Origin of the sequence: Chryseobacterium polytrichastri (assembly GCF_900142445.1) — a bacterium.
Classification (GTDB): domain Bacteria; phylum Bacteroidota; class Bacteroidia; order Flavobacteriales; family Weeksellaceae; genus Chryseobacterium; species Chryseobacterium polytrichastri.
This window is the reverse complement of the sequence record NZ_FRAV01000002.1, coordinates 80,955-105,536: the sequence shown is the minus strand read 5'-3', so window position 1 is coordinate 105,536 and position 24,582 is coordinate 80,955. Positions and strand designations below refer to the sequence as shown.

Sequence of the window (24,582 nt, the reverse complement as noted above, 5' to 3'; positions counted from 1 at the left end):
TTACTTGATGAAATTTAAATCAATAACAGAGTTCTTTGGGTCACTTCTATCATAATAAATATTAGTTGTTTTTTGTAATTTAAAATATATGATGACAGTCTCTTGTGAGTAAGGTAAAGTAATTTCTTTAAAATATTTTTTATTTTCAATCTGATATTTTAATTTTACTGTAGTTGTTAGTGCTTTTGTTTGATAAGTAAAAGCTTCTTTCAATAAATTTACAGGGATAAAAATATTAATCGTTGAAGAAAGTTCACTTTCTCCTATATCTTTTCTTTCTAAAATACTTACTACAGAATCGATTAGATCAATTTCCATTTTCATTCCAGATTTTAGCAAAAGTTGTATCCTTTTCTCATTTATTTTTTCACGGTCTTTGGCTTTTGTAACTTCTGAAATTTTAATGATGATAAGATAAAGAATATAAAGTGACACTAAGATAAATCCAAAGAAAAAAATAGTAATATCAAGTTCAGAATCACTTGTATGTAAATGATAATATGTATGAGTAAAAAGAGTTAGAAAGAGAAAAGACATAGTTAAAATTAACAAAAACTTTTAACAAAATAACATTATTTAAGTATTTTATATACAACTATTAATTGGATAATCAAGTGGTGGTTAATTTCCAACACGGACATCCCGACAGACCTTTTGTGATGGGTGGAATGTTCCATGGAGGGACAGGTTTAGGGGGAGGAATCGATAATAAAGTAAAGTCGATTCAGACAAGAAGTGGACATAAAGTAGTCTTTACAGAAGACGAAAGTATTATTATCTCTGACAAGAGCGGAAACGAGATCCATCTGGACACCGTTGGAAAAAACATTAATATCACCGCTCCGGAAACCATTACTATTACCGCAAAAAACATCAATATCAATGCTTCTGAAAATATGAATACTACGGTAGGCATGAACAAATCTGACAATATCGGAATGAACCATGCAGAAAGCGTAGGTGCCATCAAAACAACTTCTGTTATTGGAGATGCCAATATTTTTATCACCGGAAAGCTTACAGAAATGATAGAAGGTGAGGTACATAGTGAGACAAAGCAGGATAGAAATGAAATATCTCATGAAGATATGGAACTAAGTTCTAATAAAAGCATTAATAAAAATGCTCAATTGGAAGTAAAAAATAATAGCGGAGAAAAAAGTAAAAACCATTAGCCATGTCCAGAATAAGAATTGTAAAAGGAAAATATGTAAAAATTACTCATGGAGACCACAATATGTCTACTGAGGGACATATTGTTTCCAATGCCGCTGGTGAAATTCGAGAAAAAGGAAATGAAAATGGAATAATTTATAATAACTTTGAGAGAAAAGGTAGTGAGGTAAATGATGACTTTGAAATCAAGCTTTCACTAAAAAGAGACAAAGCCTACTCTACTGTTGTTCCTTTTGGTATCTTAGATTTTAAAGGTAATTATGAAAATGCTCATTTTGTTTTCGACTATTCACTCATGTTAGGCAATATAGACTCATTAGATTTTAAAATTTTAAATGAAGATGGCAGTACATTGTATGCTGTGAAAAATTTACCTGAAGTAGTAGTTCCATCAAGACAGATACCCTTATTAGCACAAGATCTGATGAAAAAGAAGCCCAAAAACGATCCTCTACAACCCAAAAAAGCATGGGATTGGAAAAGCGTTTTTGATCCTTATAATATTATGTCGGGCGATTATACAAAAATAGGCTCGTATGTAATCTTTTGGGACGGTTTTGATAATAATGAAATCTATGACAGTACTAAGTTTGATAATAAGAAACTAAAAGCCGTGATTGTTGCTAAAAAAAATGGCAAAGAAAAAACCAAAGAAGTAGAATTTACGACAAATTATAGCGAGGTAAATTGGGTAGATGTAAAGATTGATAAAAAAAATAAAAGAATAGATACAACTTTACGTGTAAACTTAAAAGATGGTGGAGAAGAAGGGCTTGGTCAACATGTTGGTCCGGTATCATCTACATACCCTGCTAAGGAATATGAGATTAAATATGATTGGGAAAAGGTACCTAAAAAAGTAATTTCAAAATGGGGAAAGGAACCAATAAAATATAGAACACGAACTTATAAGGACTTAGAAAAACTTTCAATAGAAGGATTAAATTATCATTGGGGAAGAAATCAAAATCATGCTGTTGCAAAAGATTTAAAAATCATTAGAGAATCTTATGAATTTTATTTAAATTCTATACAAAGCAATAAGAATACAATAGGAACAATAGAATTGGTATATAATACAAATGGGAATTGGATGCGATCTGGTAACCCCGGATCTATAAAAGATCCTTTAACGATTGGGGGAAACATTTTTTCAAGACAAGCTATATGTTACAATATCGGTTATATTTATTCATTAGAATGGTATGAGTTTTATAAAAAAAATAATTGGAGATATAGAGATGAATCTAATGAAGATATTGAGTTTAAAGAGACTTCTGCACATGAAATAGGCCATGAAATAATAAAAAAATACGGTGGAACAATTTATTCTTATGGTCACAAGGAAACAGTAAATCCCGTTTTTCAATATGAAAATTCAAATGCAATTCCTTATCCAAAAACGGGTGAAATTGATCTAATGCCTTATTATACAGATTGGTTAGATTATAGTGAAAGGAAGAGAATTGTAGTATCAGAAAAGGATGTTCTAGGATTAATTTGGTTAACTAAAATTAGTATAAAATGAGAAAAATAGTCTTTATATCAATTATTTTATTATTTCTAAGCTGTTCTAAATCATCAGATTTTTATAGTGGATATATATATGATAAAACTTCAAATAAACCTCTCAGTCAAGTATATATAAAAGAAAACTTTAAAACTAATTATAAATCAACATCAAGTGATAAAAACGGCTTTTTTAAAATCAACAATGATACTGAATCCCTAGGAGATCTTATTTTTATTCTCAAAAACTACAAAACAGATACTGTTGTTACTGTATGGTCACAGAATGGTGAAAAAATAAAATATAGATTTGTGGGGGAAAATCATGATACTTTATATATGAGTAGAATATATTCAAGATGAAAAAGGAATGATAGCATCAAATCCAATTTATTTTATAAACGTTAATCGTTCCTATAACTGGGAATTGCATAGAGAATTATATTATAAAGTTGGCTATACATATTATCCAGATTCAAAAAATGATATAACTAAAGGTTGGCATTATCGAAAAAGTGACATAGCAGATTTAAATTTCAAAGATACATCTGCTAATGAATTAGGACATGAAAGATTAAAATCTTATGGTGGAACCGAATATTCTTATGGACACAAAGGAAGTTCTGAAGTTTATTCATTTGACCAGCATACAAAAAATGATGCTCCGGAATTACCAATGAATGGCGAAATCGATTTAATGCCCTATTACAATAGTAATGTTTTAGGAGATGAACATAAACAACCTAATTATTTCCTAAGAAGTATAGCAGCTGAAAAAGATGTATTAAGCTTATTATGGTTAACAAAAATTGAAATATCATGAAATTATTACTGTTATTTATTATAATATTATTTACGGGCTGTAAATCAAAACATTACGAAGGATATATATATGATGGTATTACTAAAAAGCCAATATTAGGAGTGCAAATTTTAGATTTATCCACTGATTTTAAAACTATTACAGATAAAAAAGGACATTTTAAAATACAAAAAAACAATAACATTTCTTCTACTTTAGTTTTTCAAAAAGATTTATATCACACAGATACTATCTCTTCTATCCAAATTCAAAATGGAGAAAGGCAAAAAGAATTATTTAAAGGAGATATTATATACATGTTAAAAAAGAAAGATAGAGATTCTATTTTTTAAATAAATAATCTGTAAAGTTTATTTATGAAATGGAATTTAATACCAGATGAATTCATCAATAATAGTCAGAAAATATAAACCCCTCTACTTTAGACTATTCCATATATCGGGGAAAGTCACAATAAACCAATTGATACATTGAAAACAATATGGACACAACATGGTTAAAAAGTTAATTATTCATTTCTTGAAGGCAAGAAAGATACTTTGTTTGTTAATATTAAATAATGATACATTATCATTATCAAAAATTGGATTACGATGAAAAAATTACTCTTTCTATTAACGTTTACTATTTTATCATGTGCAAAAGATACACAAAGAATAAGTATGGAATGTTATGTATATGATTTTAGTACCAAAGCACCAATCAACAATGTAGAAATAACTCAATTATTAGATGGTAAAAATGTTATTCTAACTAAAACTTCTACAAAAGGCTACTTTAAAGTAGATAAATTAACTCAATTAAGCCTTGGATTGGAATCTCGTAATCTAGCAATTTTAATTTTTTTGAAAAAAGAAGGATACATAACTGATACTATCGAAATTTATGGTAGCACAAATGACACTTACAAAAGGGATTCAATATTTTTAAAGAAATTCTAGCATATTGTAGAATCATTATAAATCAAGCTTTTATTTGTTGATATTTAATAATGATACATTACTATCAATCAATAAAAATGAGAGCACGATTAAAAAATCAGCATTTATAATTATTATTGTAAGCCTCGATATCTCTTGTAGAAAAGCAGTTATGAGACCTCATATAAGTGGCTATGTTTTAGATTCTATTAGTAATAAAGCGATTCCAAATGTCATCGTAAAATATTCCGGTGAAAGTCGTGAAGAGAAAACCAAAACAGATGACTCAGGTAAATATACCTTTACTATGATCAAGGAGGGATATAATGTAATATCTTTAGAAGGTCGATCGAGAGAATATTTACTAGAGTTTTCAAAGCTAGGCTATTCAAATTATAAATTAGTAGACGGAACTAGGCATGGCTTCACAACAGGAACAAAAAAAGTTGACACAATAAAATTAAAATCTACACATTAAATCCAAGTGAAAATAATTTGCTTTTCAATTCTCCTATTTAGCTTTAGCACTTGTTCTAAACAATACGGGTACATATATGATCTGGAAAATAAAACGCCCATACAGAATGCGCAAATCCAAGATTTAAGAAATTCAGTTAATAAAACAAACACAAATCAAGAAGGTTAATTTTCATTTTCAGAATGTGGACATCTAATTGTTACAAAAGAAGGATATAAAATAGACACCCTTGCCAAATATGGATGTAAGCCTAATGGAAAATGTTTTAATGGACATATTTTCTATTTGAAAAAAATAAAATATTGATAATTATCTCAATGTACTATGAACATATATTTCATCATTTTTGTAATCCTTATCATTCTGTTAATTAGCATAACTAAATGGAATTTTAAAAGAAAAATAGGAATATCCCTACTATTTTTTATGATCTCATCTATCCTCTATCTTTTCTTATTAAAATCGTTATGGAGTTCTTCATCCCATCATAATCAAACTTTACAAACGCAAGAATTTGTTGAGACTCATTTGAAGAAAATTAAATTGATTAATGAGAATACAGAAACAATAGATATTTCTATAAATTTCGAATATTCTCCACAAGAAATAAAAGATAAAAATTTAGATATAACAAATTATTACAATAAAGAATTTTTATTATTTCAATTATTTTATTTGGGTTTTGCGCCTATGGTCAAATTTTTATTGAGAATCATAGATCTTGCTTAGGTAATCCGAAGATGTTACCAACAATGTTTGTTGGAATACCTCTTATATTCATAGGTTTATTGGTAGATGCAGTAATAACATTTTTTAAAAAGCAAAATAGAAAATACATTATATACCCTTTCATTTGTTACTTCATTATTTCCTTTTTAATTATTATGTTATTTAGAGACTCTTAAGCTATTTATTTTAAAATGATCATTTTGGGTGAAACCTTTCAAATGATTTTGTAAATTGATAGGAAGCTCAACAAAATCTGTTTTTACTACACACCAACGTAATGAGCATTAAAATAATACGCATCATCTCATGGTAAAACTTTAACTTTAAATGTAGACCAACAACAGTTTTCGGGAGATAATTCTTATCTTTGCAGATAAAATTTTACTATAAATGTCAAACAGAAAGATGATTACGGCAGCTTTGCCTTATGCAAACGGACCGGTTCATATAGGACATTTGGCAGGTGTTTATATTCCTGCGGATGTTTACGCAAGATTTCAGAGAAGATCAGGAAAAGATGTAGCGTTTATCTGTGGTTCAGATGAGCACGGAATTCCTATCACCATCAGAGCAAAAAAAGAAGGAGTTACTCCACAAGATATTGTAGACAAATACCACGAGATCATCAAAAAATCGTTCTCAGATCTTGGGATCTCTTTTGATGAATATTCCAGAACAACTTCTAAAAATCATCATGACACGAGTCAGGATTTCTTTAAAGTTCTTTACGAAAAAGGGAAATTTACAGAAGAAGTTTCTGAGCAGTATTTTGATGAGCAGGCTAATGAATTTTTAGCTGACCGATATATCGTTGGAACTTGCCCTAATTGTGGAAACGAAAATGCGTATGGAGATCAGTGCGAGAAATGTGGTTCTACCCTTTCTCCATCAGAATTGATCAATCCAAAATCAATGTTAAGCGGAAATGTTCCGATTCTTAAAGAAACGAAAAACTGGTATCTTCCATTAAACGAATATGAAGATTTCCTTAATGAATGGATTATTGAAGGTCATAAAGACGATTGGAAACCTAACGTTTACGGACAGGTTAAGTCTTGGTTAAACGATGGGTTAAAACCGCGTGCAATGACCAGAGATCTAAACTGGGGAGTTCCTGTTCCACTTCCAAATGCGGACGGAAAAGTACTATATGTTTGGTTTGATGCTCCTATTGGATATATTTCTTTCACTAAAGAATGGGCTGCGAAAAACGGAAAAGACTGGAAAGATTACTGGCAAAGCGAAAACAGTGATTTAGTTCACTTTATCGGAAAAGATAATATTGTATTCCACTGTATTATTTTTCCTGCGATGATGAAGGCTCACGGAGATTATATCATGCCAACCAATGTTCCGGCTTTTGAATTCCTGAATCTTGAAAACGATAAAATTTCAACCTCAAGAAACTGGGCAGTTTGGGCACATGAATATGTTCAGGATTTCCCTGGACAGCAAGATGTATTAAGATATGCCTTACTTTCTTCTGCTCCTGAAACAAAGGATAATAATTTTACTTGGAAAGATTTCCAGACTAAAAATAATTCAGAATTAGTAAATAAATTCGGAAACTTCATTAATAGAGTTATTTCTTTTACAAATAAAAATTTTGAAGGTAAAGTGCCTAATGGTATTTTAGATGATGAAAGTAGGAATGCTATAAATACTGCAGTAAATGATGTACAAAATTATTTAGAGAAGTATGAGTTTAGAAATGCATTAAATGCATTTATGGCCTTAGTAGATTACGGTAACTTATATCTTCAAAATGCTGAACCATGGAAAACAATAAAAGATGATATTAATGTTGCAGGTCAAGCAATGTTTGTTGGAGCACAAATTGCAGCGGTAACAGCTCAATTATGCGAACCATTTATGCCATTTACTGCCGATAAATTATTTGGATATTTTAATATTGAAAAGAAAAATTGGAGCGATATACAAAACTCTGAAATTCATATTGAAATTGGTCATAAAATTGAAGAAGCACCTCTTTTATTTAATAAAATCGAGGACGATGTAATCGAAGCTCAGATTCAAAAATTAGAGGATACAAAACAAAACAATAAAAAAACAAACCCTAACGCAAATCCTATGAAAGAGGAAATAACTTTTGATGATTTCACGAAAATCGATTTAAGAACAGCTACTATTATTGAAGCTGAAAAAGTTGAGAAAGCTGATAAATTATTAAAATTGACTGTTGATACTGGTGTTGACGTAAGAACAGTAGTTTCAGGGATTGCAGAAAGTTTCACTCCGGAAGAAATTATCGGAAAGCAGGTTATGATTTTATTAAACCTTGCTCCAAGAAAAATCAGAGGAATTGAATCTCAGGGAATGTTGCTATTAACAACAAAACCAGACGGTAAGTTATCTTTCGTAACTCCAGATGATTCTCATGTTGAAAACGGTATTGAGATTGGATAATTTCTAATGTAAACTATACATAAAATGGGCATTTCATGCCCATTTTTTATTATCATTATGGTCAACAGAAACGTCTTACGAAAACTCACCACTAGCGAATTAGAAAAATATGTAAAAGAAGGCAACCGTTTTACTCCCGAAGCTGTTCAAATGGCTTTTGAAGTTCTTCACGAAAAAGGTCGGGATTTTACAAATGAAGAAAAAGTACGTATTCAGAATATCATTCAAAATAAAAAAGAGGCTGAAGAAGTAAAAAAGAACGAAGAGATTGAAGATTGGAAAGATCATATTACAACAGATTCATCTGCTGTTAGATTGTATTCAAGAGCATTACTCTTGAGTTCAAGTATGTTTTTGGGAACGTTTTATAGTGCTTTTTTGTTAAGCCTAAATTTTATAAAACTAAAAAAATACGCTTCAGCAATCTTTACCTTTTTGTTCGGAATTATCTATATTCCTTTTCAATATTTTACTTACAAATTTTTAATGGAAAATGGGTTTTCAAACTCTTCGAGATATAGTCCCGAAATTCTTCCTTTAATTTTAGGTCCATTAATTTTAATTATAATATGGGTTCTCATGATGCCTAAAAGACTTGAATACAGAGCTCAATCATTCATTTTCCCTGTAATTCTTGCAATTGCTATGCTCATATTAATTTTCATCAATTATCAGGGATTATTTTCAAGTTATTTTTTATTGAGATTTACTAAATTATAATATATATCCAATATTAAATTTCTAATGTTGGAACGGGATAATCTTCAATATTTTAAATAAAGAAAGACGCATAGATTTATGCGTCTTTCTTATTTTTATCTTTCATTGCGAGGAGTGAAACGACGAAGCAATCTCTTAATAATCTTTACAACTTAAATAAATCTTAATGTTTCAAATTTCTTAACCATTAAGCTTCTATTAAGAGTTTAAAAAAAGTTAAGTTTAAACATAGTTTTTAAGTTGAGATTGCTTCGTCACTTCGTTTCTCGCAATGACTATTTTTTAGTCAATTTTGCTAAATAAGCATCTTCATCCTGCATCACTTTTTCAATGTTGAAACCATTGTTTTCGGCAGCGTTTTGCAAGGTATTAAAATCAAGATACAACCATTTTATAGGCTCTTCTGATTCCCCTTTGTAATGAACGATATAATCTAACTCTCCATAATATCCTGTCGCCGGAATTAAAACTCCACCATCATCATCGCGGTCAAACATATATAAAATATCAGTGCTGTCGATAAGGATTTGTCCGTTTTCATTCACTAATGAATGTAATTTTTGAAGGTACTTGTCAATGGTCAATAGGCTTTCAAAAATTCCGGTTCCATTCATCAATAATAAGATGGTGTCAAAAGTCTGACCTGAAAAATCAAGCATGTTTTCACACACTGCATTTTTGATCCCTCTTAACTGACAAACCTCAACAGATTTGGGAGAAACATCTAAAGCCAGCACCTCAAGATTTCTTTCATTTTGAAGATACAATGCGTGCGAACCTGCTCCTGCTCCAATATCCAAAACTTTTCCTTGAGATAATTCCAACGCTTTTTGTTCAATTTCATTCATCTCTTCAAAATCTCTGAAAAGATATTCTACAGGAAGTTCATCCAGTTCAGAAATTGAAGTTTCAGTCTGCAGATCTTCAGGATTTTCATTGTGAAAATAATCCCAGATCGCTCTACCCATTAAATCTTTCATGCCTTATTTTAATGAGGCAAATATAAGGGTTTTACGCGGGAAAAATAAAAGACAACCTTTTACTTTGAGGGCTTTTTTACCTTTTGCAGGTAAAATAAAACTTATTTAACCTTTTCTAAAAGATATAATTTAGCACCAGAAAATGCCAATTTAGGCATTAAATTTCCTTCCAGAACCATCGTTTTATTATTAACATCAATCACAGAGATATAATTATTGGAATTATATTCTATATAATTTTCCTTTTCTTTCGTGATCGGATTTTTCCCGAATTCTAAAGAATATTTTACCCAATCTTCTTTCTCAGAACTGCAATGAACGGGTTGAAATTTAGATTTTTTAGCCTTAAAAATAATCTGATCGAAACTATCTGTACATTCTGATGTAAATGAACTTTCAGGATTTTGATCTTTAGTGAAGTCTTCAAAAGAACCACGGTACACTCCTACTACTTTCCAAGTGCCGTCCAGACGGTCTTCATCAATTTTCCCGTTGGCTTTACGAACAGCCCAGCTGATTCCGTTAACGGTTCCTTTTACAGCTTTGTAGCTTACATTTACAGCTCCTTTTACCACTTTTGCAGCAGTAGATACTACACAAGAATTTAATATCAGAACAGCGGAAGCCAGAAATACTATTTTTTTCATCATTGATATGTTTATTGTTTACAAATATAATTAATTAAAATTTTCATTACTGTTATATGATACATCTCTCATCTCATCAGACCATTGAATAGTTTAAAGCTCAAGCCATTTATTTTTAATAGCCCATATATGGGTATCTTTAATCAATTCCTCACCATATTCAGCAATTCCAGGAACTTTATTTTTATACCTTTTGAACGTTTCTATCAAAAAATTATAAAAAATTTCGCCCATGATGAGCCGTTGTTCATCTTTGGATAACGGATGATATCTGCCATCTACAAAAGGACGGATTGTTTCTTCTTCAATTAACAGATCCATTCCCAGTGCATTCTCATCCTTATAAAATCTTCTTTTTGGTTTCCATTCATAGGCTTTAGGAAGACAACGAAAACACACCCATAATTCAAAGTTAAGCTTATCCGTATATTTTAAAAGGACATCCTGCTCAAAAGCATAGAGCTCATCTCCTATTTCACTTACCCAACACCACTTGGCACTTGGAGTATCAGAAGTTAAACCAATTTTCATTATTTAATTTTTCCTTGTATAGCCATCAAATATAGTCTTATTCTTTGAGTGTAGTTCATGGAATATTTTATGAATGTTATACTCTCATTCTTATCACCATCATTAGTATTTTCTATTTTCCCCACCCTCCTCTTGCAAAAATATTTCCATAACTTGTATCTTTTAAACAGCATCAACATCTTATGACAAATAAAGATTTTAATTTTCAAAAAGGATATACTTTCAGTAAACACATTCCGGAAGACATATCGCATTTTGATCGGGTATTTGATGTTTTCAAAGATTTACTGACGCATACTTCCGGGGATATTGAAGAAGCTTTTGAATGGCTTGATATGTTGGATAAAGAATACAACATTTTCAATGATGAATATTCTCTTGAAGATTTTGAAGCCGACTTAAAAAAACGCGGATACATTAAGGAGGAAGAAGATTCTAAAGACGGCAACTCAGGTTCAGGAAAAGGAAAAAACATCCTAACCGCCAAATTGGAAGCTGCTTTACGTGAATATGCCTTAGATCAAATTTTTGGGAAGCTCAAAAAAAGTGGTGTAGGAAATCATCGCACCACAAAAACAGGCGTTGGTGATGAACGGGATGGTGAAAACCGTAATTTCCAATATGGAGATGATCTTTCTGCGGTGAATATGACTGAAAGCTTAAAAAACGCTCAGATCAATAACGGAATTTCAGATTTACGTCTTACAGAAGACGACCTTATCGTAGAGGAAACCAAGCATAAAGCGCAAATGAGTACCGTTTTGATGATCGACATCAGTCACTCGATGATCTTATATGGTGAAGATCGTATCACACCGGCCAAAAAAGTAGCGATGGCATTGGTGGAACTCATCAAACGAAAATACCCCAAAGATTCTATTGATATTATTGTTTTTGGAAACGAAGCGTGGCCCATCAAAATCAAAGACCTTCCCTACTTACAAGTCGGTCCCTATCATACCAACACTGTTGCAGGCTTGGAATTGGCAATGGATATTCTTCGCAGAAAAAGAAATACCAATAAGCAGATCTTTATGATCACCGATGGAAAACCAAGTTGTATCAAGCTTCCCACAGGAGAATTTTACATGAATAGTGTAGGCTTAGATCAAAGAATCGTCAACCAATGTCTCAACAAAGCAGCAGAGGCAAGAAAACTTAAAATCCCAATCACCACTTTCATGATTGCACAGGATCCTTATCTTCGTCAGTTTGTGAATGCATTTACAGCTCAAAATCAAGGGAAAGCATTCTTAACAGGTTTATCCGGTTTGGGAGAAATGATTTTTGAAGATTACGAAAAAAACAGAATAAAGAGAATTTAAATAAAGGCTGGATATGGGAAATTTAAAGCCCGAAATTAACACAATGAACCACGAAGTGGTTCAACAATAATAGCCTCGGGTACAACCCGGGGTACGGGAACAAACAACAAATAGTAAACATCAACCTTCCCCCATCCATTCATTAGAAATAATAAAAAAGAAAATGAAAAACGATATTACATTCAAAGAATTAAAAAAATCAGGATACCAAGATAAAACTATTAATGAAGAAATTCAGGCCAATTTAATTGCAAAGATTAAAGCCAAAGAGCCCGTATTTAAAGGACTTTGGGGTTATGAAGATTCGGTGGTTCCACAATTGAAAAAAGCGATTCTTGCAGGGCATCACATTAATTTATTAGGATTGCGTGGACAGGCAAAAACAAGAATTGCAAGAAGTATGGTAAGCCTTCTTGATGAATATATGCCGATCGTAAAAGGTTCTGAAATCAATGATAGTCCGTTTCAGCCTATCTCAAAATATGCAAGAGATCTTATCGCCGAACATGGTGATGCAACTCCTATTTCATGGGTACACCGCTCCAATCGTTTCTTTGAGAAACTAGCAACTCCTGATGTAAACGTTGCAGATTTAATTGGTGATATCGATCCTATTAAAGCAGCGACGTTAAAACTCCCCTATTCCGACGAACGTGTTTTACATTATGGAATGATTCCTCGTGCTAACCGTTCTATATTTGTATTGAATGAATTACCAGATTTACAGGCAAGAATTCAGGTTTCTTTGTTTAATATTTTGCAGGAAGGTGATATTCAGATTCGTGGATTTCAGTTGAGAATGCCTCTTGATATTCAGTTTGTATTTACAGCAAATCCGGAAGATTATACAAATCGTGGAAGTATTGTTACGCCATTGAAAGACAGAATTGGATCACAAATTTTCACCCACTATCCCAAAACAATTGCTTTGGCCCGACAAATTACGGAACAGGAAGCTGCCATTTCAACTCAAGATAAATCACAGATACAGATTCCTAATTTAGCAAAAGATCTTTTAGAGCAGGTTGCTTTTGTAGCCCGTGACAGCGAATATGTTGATGCGAAAAGTGGCGTAAGTGCAAGACTTACCATCAGTGCAATGGAAAATTTAGTCGCTGCAGCCAAATTAAGATTAATCGAATCAGATGCAGAAAAAACTACGGTTCGTTTGCTTGATTTCTTATCGATTATTCCATCAATAACAGGAAAAATTGAATTGGTATATGAGGGTGAACAGGAAGGTGCAGATTATGTAGCGAAAATACTGATTGACAAAGCGGTCATGATACAATTTGAAAACATTTTCCCCCGTATCTCTAAACTGGAAAAAGACGGAATAAAAAATCCGTACACCGATTTAATTAAATGGTTTAATAAGAACCACCTTGAACTTAATTACACCGATACTGATGAAGAATTCTACAGCAAACTCAACAACATCAAGCCTTTGGTAGAAGTTGTTGAAGAAAATACTTCAGAATTAAGTATCGAAGATCAAAACTTCTGCAAAGAATTAGTTTTATGGGCCTTAACCATCAGTAAAAAATTAGACAAAGCTGAAAATCAAAATACTTTCACGTTCGATTCTACAGGAATTGGACAGTTTTTGAGAAATTAGAAGTAGGCTTAATCTAAATTGGAAATTAACCACAAAAGAAGCAAAAGCTTTTAGTGTACTATTAAAGTTTAATTATTTTTTGAAAACAAAAGGTTGCAAAAGAGTAAAAATCAAAGATTTTTTTAAAACTTATGTGTTCTTATTTACAGTTTATAATCAACTTAAATAAATAATGTGTTAATCTTTTGTTCCTTTTGTGGTTAAAATAAAAAGTTTAAATATTTCAGAAAAATAAAGAACCTCAGAAAATCATATCTGAGGTTCTTTTAATATATATAAGTCTAGAATATCTATTATTCCACAATCTCTTTTTCCTTCTGCCTATCCGCCTGAGATTCATTTTCTGCGACTCCGGCTTTCCAGTAAGAATAGGCGTATAATTCCTGTTGTGTCCAGCTTTTTTCTTTTCTCAAATAAGAACGAATTTCTTTTACACTTGAAAATTCTGCCGCCACATATCCGAATTTTGAGGTTTCAGAAATTTTAATGGTTTTAACCACTTGGGCCAACTCACTTTTCACATGAGGTTCCGGATTGTGAACCCAGATAAATGTAATATCTGCTTTTGTTTCCAGCACTTGTTCGTCTCCTTTTCCATGAACTTCAATGATACACACTCCTTTTGCAGTCTCCGGAAGCGTTTCCAAAATGGCGCTCAATACAGGAATTGCTGTTCCGTCGCCAATTAAAAAGTACCAATCTGCCTGAGGATAGAGCTCTTTTCCTTCAGCGCGCATCATCACACCTAATTTAGAACCTACTTCTGCTTCTCTCACCCATCTTGAGGCTGGTCCGCCATCGCCGTGGTCTACAAAATCAATAAAGATTTCATTTTTCTCGAGATCAATTCCACGATGCGTATATGTTCTTACGCTTGGTGCTACTTCTTTTGACGGATGAATCCATTGATGGTTTTCATCTAACGTCGGGAAATGAATCTCATTCAATCCTTTTGGAGGAACTGCAATTTTATTGTTATCTCCAATGGTTGTATTTTTAAACTGTAGAATATCTGTAGAATATAAATACACTCTGATATAATGTTCTGTGATATATTCTTTTCTTGTTACCTCAGCAACAATCTGCCCTATTGAATTTGTAGCCATAACTGAAAGTTTTTTTAAAAATTAATAAACCGACTTCTCTATGAAAGTAAAGAAGCCGGATGTGTGATATATTAGATTTAAATTAAGACAATCTTAATTCAAATAATTAAAAATCAAATGTGTATGAAAGGTTAAATGTTCTTCCTCTTCCTTTATAATTAAACAATTCAGGAAGTCCGTAAGAAGAGTACAACACCTGAGAACGCTTGCTCCAGATGGTTTGATAATCTGTATTAAACACGTTTTGAATCCCTAAATTAAATTTACCCCAATTGAATCGGTAGCCTACCATTAGATCTGAGGTATTATATCCGTCAATTTCATTATTGATATTATCCCTTAACTTGAAGTTTTGAAGCGACTGGAATCTGAATGACCAGCTTTTAACATTATACCCGATGTAGGTCACCAATTTTGAAGGGGAAGCATTGTAAATCTCCTGCTTTATCCATTCTCCTTTATTGTCAACTTCTGATTTGATCAACAATCCGCTGGCTCCGAAGTAAACGCCATTGTTTAGGGTATAGGAAATTTCGGCTTCAATTCCCATATTTCTTAGTTTCAGATCATTCACAAGAATCTGGAAAGTGGTTTTATCAACTGCAATCGACTTATCAGAATTACTTAAAAATCCTGCAATCTGACCTCTTAACCCACCTTTATTGATACGGTAGCCTACTTCAAACTGATTGGTTTTTATCGCCTGCAAAGGTTGCTGCTGTACGTTGATACTTGAAACAACATCCCAGTTTCCGGTTACGGTATTCAAATTATAATTCCCGATTCCATAATATTTTGAAGGATCCGCTAAACTTACCCCTTGAGAGAAAGTTCCCCAAACCTGATGCTGCTCATTGAATTTATACAACAATCCGGCATTTGCAAGTGTCACATTATATGAACTGCTACCTCCGGGAATCGCAGAAGCCGATTTCCCATAACCCATTGCCACTTGTGTCTGCTGCTGGGATCCTACAAAATCATCTACTTTTACATTGATGTTTTGGTAACGAACTCCTCCGTTCAATTGTAGTTTTGGAAGAATGTTATATTTCGCCTGAACATATCCTGCATAACTTTGAGAATGATTGGTCGGATATCTTCCTAAGCTGTATTTTGTTTCATTCACCAACCCTCCGCTAGACATTGTTTTGGCAATATCATAAACAGATTGTGTGCCTTCGAATTTCTCAAGATCAACATCTACTCCATACGTTACATTGAGACCTTTCCAAGATTTAGAAAGCAACGCTTTTAATCCTGAATAATAAGTATCTTGTTGAGAAGACGACATATAAGAAGTGGTTGCAGGAATTTTCACACTTCCCGGAAAAGGATAAAATCCTAATTTTTCACCACGGGTAGCAAATTGAACATACAGATCCTGACCTCCTAAAATATCATTTCCATTATAGGTTACCGTTCCCATATAACGTTCGGTTCCTACATTTTTATCAGAAGAAAAACCATCTCTCATTCCCAATAAACTCGCATTTTTAGTGGTAAAAGCGCTTAAATTTTCACCTAAATAAAGACTTCTGTCCCCATTAAATTTAGAATTATAATATTGAAGAGAAGCGGTAATTTTATGTTTGTTATTAAACTTATATCCTCCGGTTGCCAAGATATCAATGGTCTGATTATATTGAAGATCGGTTTGCGTAATATCGGTTAAAAGTTGCTTTTCATCGGCTCCGTATACCCCACCATTTTGTTGATAGGCAATTCCTAATCTTCCGAAAAACTTCTCTCCTTTTCCTGAAATAGACTGCGCTACACGGAAATCATGGTCATCACTTCCCATAAAACCTGTACGAGCGCCTAATTCAGTTTCTCCACTGATTCCGTTTTTGGATGGCGTTTTAGTAATAATATTAATGATTCCACCTGTTGCATTTCCACCATAAATTGCACTTGCTCCTGAAAGCACCTCAATTCTTTCGATATTAAAAGGATCAATTGCATCCAACTGACGACTGATTGAACGAATACTGTTTAAAGAAACCCCATCAATCATCACCAATGCAGAACGTCCTCTCATGTTTTGTCCGTAATTCGTTCTTCCTTGTGGACCAATATCCATACTTGGAATTAAAATCGCCAGCATCTCTTTAATCGGAACTCCACTTTTTGCCTGCTGTTGAATTTTCTCTTTCTGTACCACCCAAACTGTTCCGGGAATTTCAGAGATCTTGGTAGGTTTTCTTGACGCTACAATTACTACATCTTCAATGCTTTTAGAGTTGAGTGAATCTTGTGTTGCCTGGGAAAATACAGTTCCCGAAATCAATAAAGCTATTACTACATACTGCTTTTTCATTCTTCTAATTAAAAGTTTTATAAATATTTCCAAATTTAACTATTATTTAGAATCAATAAAAATAACATAGCATGAATTTTTTCATATTTCGGCATCGACATTTGATTCTTCCTTCTTCATGGATTTCTTTTGGAATATCGCTAAGGCGCAAAGATTTTCATTTTTATATCCGATTATAATATATTTCGGGCATTTCTGAGAAAGTTATATATCCCAATGAAAATTAATCATTTAGACTCCTAAGGAATAACAAAACATATGGCTAATTATAACATAATCAATTTTATCGAAGATAAAATCCTTGCGCCTTACAACAATATTTTTTTAAAATTTTGCGCCTTTGCGAAAAACCAACTCTACAAAATAAAAGCTCAAACAAAAGCATTTAATCATTGCCTTTTCCTAAAAAAAGTAGAACCCCACTTTACAATAAAATGGAGTTCTACAAGTGAAAAACAAGGTATCTTTACATCGCAGGCCCGGCTGCGTCTTTTATATCTTCAAGTAATCTTTTTCGTTCTCTTAATCTTCTTCTAGCGATCACCGATTTTCCACTCAGCATTCTTACAAATCGGACATACGTAAATTGTTCTCTTCCAAAATGATGGGTTATAACGTAAGCCAATATTCCAAAACCAGCAAGAATAATATATCCGAATAATTTTTTACTGGCCGCAATAATTGCATTCAATTGAATGGCTTTCATATTGGCGGCTACATTTTGTGGACTTATCGTCATTCCATCCATATAAACCGCTAAGTCACCAACCGCAACAATCTGAAAATGATATTGAAACCAAGAATATATTGCTGAGAAAAAACCAACAGCAAAAAATGTTCTCCAAACCAATACCAATCCAATGGCGGCTAGCATATCATCCAATGCTAATTTATCCAGTGTATAAAACCAGACTGAGATGAACAGTGAACCCATTCCATATCCTTTCAGAAACATCGGTAAATACCAACCATCATAAGAAAATTCTAAGACCATCGAAAAGTACATGATAATCGCATAGCCCATCATTGCTGAAAAGCCTGAAAAAATAAACATCTTCAACGGTATTTCTTTTTTAAACCAAAATATGGCTGTTACACCTGCTAAAACCAATCCTGGAATCATTAATAAATTTAATCTTGCGTTCGTCAATTGGTCATATCCTAACACTCCTACGGCAAATGTATTCTGAATAGAAGTTGTTCCTAAAAACATTCCCAGACACAGCAACATAAATAATCCGTGCTGAACATTATTTTTTGAAAATATGGTGAAAGCTAAGTAAGGTCTCTTTAAGGTTAATTGTCTCAATACCAACGACGCAAAACTTACAAAAGCAGCGATACTTGCGTTGATTATTTTACTTGAATTCAACCAATCCTGTTGCTTCCCAAAAGAGAAAACATACGCTGAGAACATGAATGTTGAAACGAAAAGTAAAATGCTCAACCAATCAATATAATGCAACGGAATTTTTAAAGCAAAATATTTATCGTGCATAAAGATCCAATGCAAAAGCGCCAAAATAAAACAGAAAACCGATATTAAAATATAGAATTGCTGCCAATTATATTGAATAGAAACTTCCACCGCATAATACGCTGCCACTTGGTTCATCACTAAAACGAAGGTGTAAAATGCACCATAAAACATTCCTCTGTTACCGATCATCGCCATTAATGGTAAGAACAATTCTATCGTAACCATCATTTTTAGAAATCCGATAATTAATGAGGTAAAAATAAAGATCATCGGATCAATTGTCGTAGCATTCAGATAACTTAACAAACCCAAAAGAACCAATAAAACAATCATTTTATCACGAACTTTAAACCTCATTTTGAATCTCATAACAATCGGCATACATGCTCCCATACCAATGGTTGTCGCATAATTGGCCCACATGAAATATTCGGTCATAGCACCGGTACCGCTCACCAGATAACTGATATTTCCCGTGAATACTCCACCCAATGGCATCACTACGGCAAGCAGCAATACAATCAGCAAAAGCTGTATGGGTTTTGGTACCCAATCGTGATATAGTCCTTTGTTATACATGTTGATAATTAATTATTTTGATTGTAAATTGCAATACATCAATTGTGAATTTTCATATCCAAATTGACCTATTAACGATTCACAACTGACTATTTATTAATACTGATATTCATATTCATTCCTGCACTCAGCTGAGCAATATCTTCTTTTTTATTAGAATTCGTAAACTCAATTCTTACGGGGATTCTTTGCTGAACTTTAATAAAGTTTCCGGTAGAATTATCCGTCGGCACACTTGAATATCTTGATCCTGTTGCTGCTGAAACTGCCGTAACAATTCCTTCAAATTGTTGTCCGCCCAAAGCATCTGCAGTCATCATCATTTTCTCTCCGATTTTGATATTAGGCATTTGACTTTCTAAGAAGTTGGCGGTTACCCATTTTTGACCGTTCAAAACAATCGTTGCAACTTGCTGACCGGGTTGAATTAACTGCCCTTCTGAAATCGTTCTTCTTCCCATTACACCATCGTAAGGTGCCGTAATTACGGTATAAGAAAGATTGATCTTAGCCATATCCAAAGCCGATTTCGTTCTTTTGATCTCCGCATCATTGATTCCTAATTTGCTCCTTACTTCCGTAGTTGAAAGATTGGCAGATTGCTTCTGATTAACAAACGTTTCATACGCCGCTTTTTGCGCATCATATTCCGTTTTTACCTGGTCGTATTGCTGTCTTGTTACCGCTTCAGAAGCCAACAGGTTTTTATATCTGTTTAAATTTTGCTCAGCATTCCAAAGTCTTGCTTTTGCTCCGGCAATATTAGATTCCATAACACTTACGTTATTGGAAACAGTGTTTACTGAAGAAGAAGTCGCCGAACGTTGTGCCAACGCATTTTGATATGCTGCTTCCGCCTGTCCTAATTGAGTTACAATCTCACGATCATCCAAAACAGCCAATGTATCTCCTTTTTTCACCTGTTGATGTTCAATGAATTTTATTTCTTTGATATATGCCGAAACTCTCGTATTAATTGGGTTAATAAATTCCTCTACCTGAGCAGCTTCTGTATACGTTTTATCTCCGATATGAAAATATTCACGAACCAACCAGAACAGTCCGAAACCGATCAGTAAAAAAACGATCGTGTTTGAAATAATCGCTCTTATCTTATTCTTTTTATTTTCTTTCTTCTTTTGAGCAACACTCGGTTTTTCAGGAGCCTGAACTGTTTGTGGTGCTATATTTTGAGTATTTTGTTCCTTGTTTTCCATTGTTTGATTTTCAGTTTAAAAAATTAAAGCGTTCCTGTAGATTTCAAAAGATTGTAATATTGATACAATACATTGATCTCTGCATTCGCAAAATCCAGTTCAGATTGTAGTTTTTGATTTTGAGCATCGATCATTTCAGCCTGTACAGCCAATTGATTCAGATATTTAGCCTCCGTAATTTTGTAGTTTTCTTCAGCTAACTGTTTAGCTTCATCCAAAATTCCGGCTTGCAGAATAGATTCCTGATATTTAACATATGCAGCATTCACTCCCATATCTATATTTTGCTGAACCAACGTCATGGCATCATTAGCCTGATTTTTTTGCAGCTCTCCAAGCTTCACTCTTTCTTTCGTTTTATACAGATTATCAATATTATAACTCAAAGAAATTCCTGTTTGCCAACCTCCTGAATACATATCCAAGACAGGATTTCTCGTAGTAATCGGTCTTTGTAAAGTATACCCTCCAAACCCTGCTAACGTTGGCATTTTATCGGTTTTAATGATCTCAATATTTTTATCGGCAACATCCATATTCGTCTTCGCAGATTTCATTTGCGGATTGCTGTTATGGGCTAAATCAAAATAATAATCCATCCCAATTCCCGATTCTTTGTTAGATAAACTTTCAATCGGAATAATCTCAGTATCAGATGGCAAACCCAATGCAATACTTAAATTATAATTAAGTATTTTCTTGTTATTCGCTAGCGTTAAAATTCCCTGATCTAAGTTTTTGATAGCCAATTCTCCACGAATCACTTCATTTCGGGTAACCATTCCTTGCTGATAGAATTTTTGAATGTTTTTCAAACGTTCCTGAGCCAGCTTTTTGTTATTTTGAAAAACCGATTCTTGGTTTAAAATTTTATAAACATCCAAATAATTAGAGATCACCAAAAGTTTGACATCCTGCTTATTTTTCTCCAGATCCAATTCTGATAATTGCTCACGAAGTCCGGCCATTTCAATAGACCTATTCACCAATCCACCTTTAAAGATCAGTTGAGTCGCCTGTACCGCGTAAGAACTTCCATAATGAGGCATCGGAATATTGGTTGAATTTGAAAAATCTTTGTCGATTGCCAACACGTTCCCTAAATAAAACTGACTTGTAGAAGCCGTAATTGTAGGCAGCTTTTGCAGTTTTGTAACATTCGTATTTTGTTTCGCAATGTCAATATTCTGAGCCGAAACCTTTAATTGCTGATGATTTTGTAGTGCCAGTTCGGCGACTTCATTCGCTGTCAGCTGTTTAATTTCTTGTGAAAAAAACAGCGCAGGAAATAGTGCTATCACGAGTGATAGTGCTGTTTTTATATTCTTTACCATTTTACCTTGTTTTACGAGTACAAAGTTAGCGTGTAAAGAAGCTCAATGAAATGCTTGAGAATTGGAAAAAGATGTTCAAATGTAAGATTCTAGCTTTCGAACTGATTTCGATATTGGCTTGGACTTACCTCCAAATGCTTCTTAAAAAAGTGAGAAAATGAGTACTGGTCACTAAATCCCAAGATGGATGAAATCTCTGAAACAGGCTTTTTTGAGGAGTTTAAAAGCACTTTGGCTTCATTCATCACAATTACTGCAATGATCTGGCTTGCCGACTTCCCTGTTATTGTCTTCACCACCGAAGAAAGATGTCTCGTTGTAATCGACTGCCGCTCGGCGTAGAACTCAACCGTTCGCTCTGTAAGATGATGTTCTGCAAGATCTGTCAGGAAATTAAAAACAATTTCTTCCTGTCTGGACATCTGGCTCATTGAATTATTATCTTCATTAGAAATAATTCCTGCCATTTGATAACAAAAAACGGAGAACAAATGTTCTACAATTTCTTTTTTGTACGTCATCTCAGTGGGTGAATCCAAAATATATTTCAGAAAGTTCACGCTTTTCCAAACAACATCCATTTCGTCCTGGTGAAAAGGAACGCCAATGTTCATCTGTTGACGAAAATAACGATAGGTAATTAATCTATTGAATTTCAATGATAACGCAGAAATAAATTCTCTTTTATAAGAAACCATTCTGGATTGAAAATCATCACTCACAGAAACCATTTCGTAAATTGTTTGCGGATCAGTGACCATAAACATATTCTCAGAAAGCTCCAAATCACGAAAATGCTGTTTGAGCTTTATGGTACCCGTTTTAATAAAAATAAAAGCAGGGTTATCCGGACGAAAAGGCTTATCGGCAGAGATCCTTTCGAAAATATTTTTTTGTGTAAAAATCTCTACTCCAAACTTTTCTAAGACAGACATAACACAAATGTAAGCAATATGCTTTGCGATTACAAAATTTTATTAATTTAGTATTTTCCAAACTCCCTATTATGAGAAAGATTGATCTATTCTTTGCAGAGTATGCCGAAAGCCATAGAAATATGACTAACAAACTGATTCACTGGATCTGCGTGCCCTTAATCTTTTGGACGATCTTAGGTTTTATCTCCCTCATACCGTCTCCTCATTTCTGTGCCCCTTACTACGGATGCATCAGTATTGTGAGTATTATAGCAGTAGTTTTGGTGACAGCATTCTACATAAGACTTTCTTTATTGGTGAGTCTTATTATGGCTATTGCCATGCTTTTAATGGAGCATTTTACCTTTGACATCAACATTCATTTTGGTAACCGTTCATGGATTGTTTATCTAAGTGTTTTCGTGATTACTTGGATTTTACAGTTTGTGGGACATAAGATTGAAGGTAAAAAACCGTCTTTCCTCAAAGATTTACAGTTTCTTTTGATAGGACCAATTTGGCTTTTAAGTTATATTTTAAAAAAATTAGGAATCAGATATTAATCTTCCAACGCATACACTGCAAAACTTGCCAACCAATGATCACCTCCATAATTCCCTTGGAATAACAATGGAAGTCCGTTGTTTAAAAATACAGTAGCCGTTTTTTGGAATTCTTTTTTCAATGGATGATTATCTGGGAGAGATTTAGCAATTCCTTTCATACACCATGCTTTTGTGAAAGACAAACCAACCAAATGAACAGTCTGATAATCAGACAAATCACTTACGACAGGAATTTTCTCAATATTCTCTATACTTCGTTTTTCATAGAAAGTATTTAGCCATTTTACAAATTCCTTTTGAGGAAGAACCCTTCTCATTAAATCTGCAATTTCTAAACTTGGCGAAAAGAAATCTGAACCATCAGGCTCTAAGTAAGCAGGCGTTTTTTCATCCTTTAAAAAGAAGTATTTTGCCTTTTCTACCAATTGATTTTCAAATTCTTTGTTTTGATTTGCTCTGGCCCAATCGAGTGCGAAAGCCATTGCAAAAGCAGTATTGGGATGAACTCCGGTTCTGTTTGGGTAGGTTTGCTTAGGTAAATACGCTTTCCATGAATTTAAAATTTTCTCCGTTAAAGGTTTCAAATTCTGATGCCAAATTTTAGCTTTAGGATGGTCCCAAGTTGCTAATTCTTCATCAAGCTTTAGCACCCAAGCCCATCCATATGTTCTTTCAAATGTTGTGGTTAACTGATATTTGGTAAAATAATCAGCTTCTGTCTGAAGATTTTCTTTTTGAAACGATTGATCAAGAATCTTTTCAATCTCTTTTGCATTCGCCAAATTGGGCTTTGTTTTTAATAACCTTACCAACATCCAATGTCCGTGAACGGAGCTATGCCAGTCAAAGCAACCATAAAAACTAGGATGCAGATCTTTAGGAGTAAGAGGAACCTCCTTCTCATTATTAATGATATGTGCCGTTTTATTCGGATATTCCTGATTGATGCAATGAATAGGTTTATCGGCTAATTTCATCGCCATTTCATCTGTTAATGTAGGAACTTCCTGAGCATACATCAAAAATGGAGAAAACACAAATGCTAAAAGACTCTTTTTCATTCAATAAAAATATAAAATAATTTGAATTCTATCCCTTTAAAAACGGTATTAATTAGAATTAATAAAGCTTTTACATTAATATTCATGATTTATTGAAAATTAGAAATCAAACTCTCATT

23 protein-coding genes are annotated in these 24,582 nt (G+C 33.2%); 12 read left to right on the top strand and 11 right to left on the bottom strand.

From position 1 onward, the window contains the following. Positions 1-537, bottom strand: coding sequence for a hypothetical protein (locus tag BUB80_RS01780; RefSeq protein ID WP_073290352.1), 537 nt, complete (start codon positions 535-537; stop codon positions 1-3). Positions 538-602: 65 nt separating this feature from the next. On the opposite strand from BUB80_RS01780, the gene BUB80_RS01775 reads away from it, so the two are divergent. The 9 genes from BUB80_RS01775 to BUB80_RS01730 all read left to right on the top strand — a co-directional run bounded on the left by BUB80_RS01775 (position 603) and on the right by BUB80_RS01730 (position 8,782). Continuing rightward, positions 603-1,175 carry a hypothetical protein gene (locus BUB80_RS01775; RefSeq protein WP_073290350.1) on the top strand — a complete coding sequence of 191 codons (573 nt, stop codon included), beginning with the start codon at positions 603-605 and terminating at the stop codon, positions 1,173-1,175. 2 nt (positions 1,176-1,177) lie between these two features. Beyond that, complete coding sequence (locus BUB80_RS01770; RefSeq protein WP_073290348.1) at positions 1,178-2,704, top strand: hypothetical protein; 1,527 nt, start codon at positions 1,178-1,180, stop codon at positions 2,702-2,704. Further along, on the top strand, positions 2,701-3,048 hold the full coding sequence (locus BUB80_RS01765) for a peptidase associated/transthyretin-like domain-containing protein (protein WP_073290346.1): 348 nt from the start codon (positions 2,701-2,703) through the stop codon (positions 3,046-3,048). The genes BUB80_RS01770 and BUB80_RS01765 overlap by 4 nt, the downstream gene beginning before the upstream one ends. A gap of 7 nt (positions 3,049-3,055) precedes the next feature. Beyond that, entirely contained in the window at positions 3,056-3,508 is a 453-nt protein-coding gene (locus BUB80_RS01760) for a hypothetical protein (protein ID WP_073290344.1), read from the top strand. Beyond that, complete coding sequence (locus BUB80_RS01755) at positions 3,505-3,840, top strand: carboxypeptidase-like regulatory domain-containing protein (RefSeq protein WP_073290342.1); 336 nt, start codon at positions 3,505-3,507, stop codon at positions 3,838-3,840. Before BUB80_RS01760 ends, BUB80_RS01755 begins: the two co-directional genes overlap by 4 nt. Positions 3,841-4,101: 261 nt before the next feature. Beyond that, positions 4,102-4,449, top strand: a complete 348-nt coding sequence (locus BUB80_RS01750) for a hypothetical protein (protein ID WP_073290340.1) — start codon at positions 4,102-4,104, stop codon at positions 4,447-4,449. A gap of 151 nt (positions 4,450-4,600) precedes the next feature. Next, positions 4,601-4,906: a carboxypeptidase-like regulatory domain-containing protein gene (locus tag BUB80_RS01745; protein WP_139262483.1), complete on the top strand. Its 306-nt coding sequence runs from the start codon at positions 4,601-4,603 to the stop codon at positions 4,904-4,906. Positions 4,907-6,025: 1,119 nt separating this feature from the next. Next, complete coding sequence (metG, locus tag BUB80_RS01735) at positions 6,026-8,062, top strand: methionine--tRNA ligase (RefSeq protein ID WP_073290334.1); 2,037 nt, start codon at positions 6,026-6,028, stop codon at positions 8,060-8,062. 24 nt (positions 8,063-8,086) lie between these two features. Next, positions 8,087-8,782 carry a hypothetical protein gene (locus BUB80_RS01730; protein WP_139262481.1) on the top strand — a complete coding sequence of 232 codons (696 nt, stop codon included), beginning with the start codon at positions 8,087-8,089 and terminating at the stop codon, positions 8,780-8,782. A gap of 275 nt (positions 8,783-9,057) precedes the next feature. Here BUB80_RS01730 and BUB80_RS01725 read toward each other — a convergent pair whose 3' ends face one another. From BUB80_RS01725 to BUB80_RS01715, 3 genes are all read right to left on the bottom strand, one after another. Beyond that, a complete protein-coding gene (locus tag BUB80_RS01725; RefSeq protein ID WP_073290330.1) occupies positions 9,058-9,762 on the bottom strand; it encodes a class I SAM-dependent methyltransferase in 705 nt (234 codons plus the stop codon). Positions 9,763-9,863: 101 nt separating this feature from the next. Next, positions 9,864-10,409, bottom strand: coding sequence for a hypothetical protein (locus tag BUB80_RS01720; RefSeq protein ID WP_073290531.1), 546 nt, complete (start codon positions 10,407-10,409; stop codon positions 9,864-9,866). A gap of 93 nt (positions 10,410-10,502) precedes the next feature. Further along, positions 10,503-10,940, bottom strand: coding sequence for a hypothetical protein (locus BUB80_RS01715; protein ID WP_073290328.1), 438 nt, complete (start codon positions 10,938-10,940; stop codon positions 10,503-10,505). A gap of 182 nt (positions 10,941-11,122) precedes the next feature. On the opposite strand from BUB80_RS01715, the gene BUB80_RS01705 reads away from it, so the two are divergent. After that, a complete protein-coding gene (locus tag BUB80_RS01705) occupies positions 11,123-12,265 on the top strand; it encodes a vWA domain-containing protein (RefSeq protein WP_073290324.1) in 1,143 nt (380 codons plus the stop codon). A 163-nt stretch (positions 12,266-12,428) separates the two neighbouring features. Continuing rightward, complete coding sequence (locus BUB80_RS01700) at positions 12,429-13,883, top strand: sigma 54-interacting transcriptional regulator (protein WP_073290322.1); 1,455 nt, start codon at positions 12,429-12,431, stop codon at positions 13,881-13,883. Between the two features lie 293 nt (positions 13,884-14,176). Here the strand turns inward: BUB80_RS01700 and BUB80_RS01695 are convergent, their stop codons facing one another. From BUB80_RS01695 to BUB80_RS01670, 6 genes are all read right to left on the bottom strand, one after another. Continuing rightward, entirely contained in the window at positions 14,177-14,989 is an 813-nt protein-coding gene (locus BUB80_RS01695) for a siderophore-interacting protein (RefSeq protein ID WP_073290321.1), read from the bottom strand. A gap of 106 nt (positions 14,990-15,095) precedes the next feature. Further along, positions 15,096-17,309 (bottom strand): TonB-dependent receptor, encoded by a 2,214-nt coding sequence (locus BUB80_RS01690; protein ID WP_073290319.1) that lies wholly within the window; start codon positions 17,307-17,309, stop codon positions 15,096-15,098. Positions 17,310-17,775: 466 nt separating this feature from the next. Continuing rightward, positions 17,776-19,368 carry an MFS transporter gene (locus BUB80_RS01685; RefSeq protein ID WP_073290318.1) on the bottom strand — a complete coding sequence of 531 codons (1,593 nt, stop codon included), beginning with the start codon at positions 19,366-19,368 and terminating at the stop codon, positions 17,776-17,778. A gap of 89 nt (positions 19,369-19,457) precedes the next feature. Then, positions 19,458-20,585 carry an HlyD family secretion protein gene (locus tag BUB80_RS01680; protein ID WP_073290316.1) on the bottom strand — a complete coding sequence of 376 codons (1,128 nt, stop codon included), beginning with the start codon at positions 20,583-20,585 and terminating at the stop codon, positions 19,458-19,460. A gap of 23 nt (positions 20,586-20,608) precedes the next feature. Continuing rightward, positions 20,609-21,919 (bottom strand): TolC family protein, encoded by a 1,311-nt coding sequence (locus BUB80_RS01675; protein WP_073290314.1) that lies wholly within the window; start codon positions 21,917-21,919, stop codon positions 20,609-20,611. Positions 21,920-22,008: 89 nt separating this feature from the next. Beyond that, entirely contained in the window at positions 22,009-22,854 is an 846-nt protein-coding gene (locus BUB80_RS01670; RefSeq protein WP_073290312.1) for a helix-turn-helix domain-containing protein, read from the bottom strand. 71 nt (positions 22,855-22,925) lie between these two features. On the opposite strand from BUB80_RS01670, the gene BUB80_RS01665 reads away from it, so the two are divergent. After that, positions 22,926-23,399, top strand: coding sequence for an Mpo1 family 2-hydroxy fatty acid dioxygenase (locus tag BUB80_RS01665; RefSeq protein WP_073290310.1), 474 nt, complete (start codon positions 22,926-22,928; stop codon positions 23,397-23,399). On the opposite strand, the gene BUB80_RS01660 is transcribed toward BUB80_RS01665, so the two are convergent. Beyond that, entirely contained in the window at positions 23,396-24,463 is a 1,068-nt protein-coding gene (locus BUB80_RS01660) for a DUF2891 domain-containing protein (RefSeq protein WP_073290308.1), read from the bottom strand. The genes BUB80_RS01665 and BUB80_RS01660 overlap by 4 nt on opposite strands. Between the last annotated feature and the right edge of the window lie 119 nt (positions 24,464-24,582).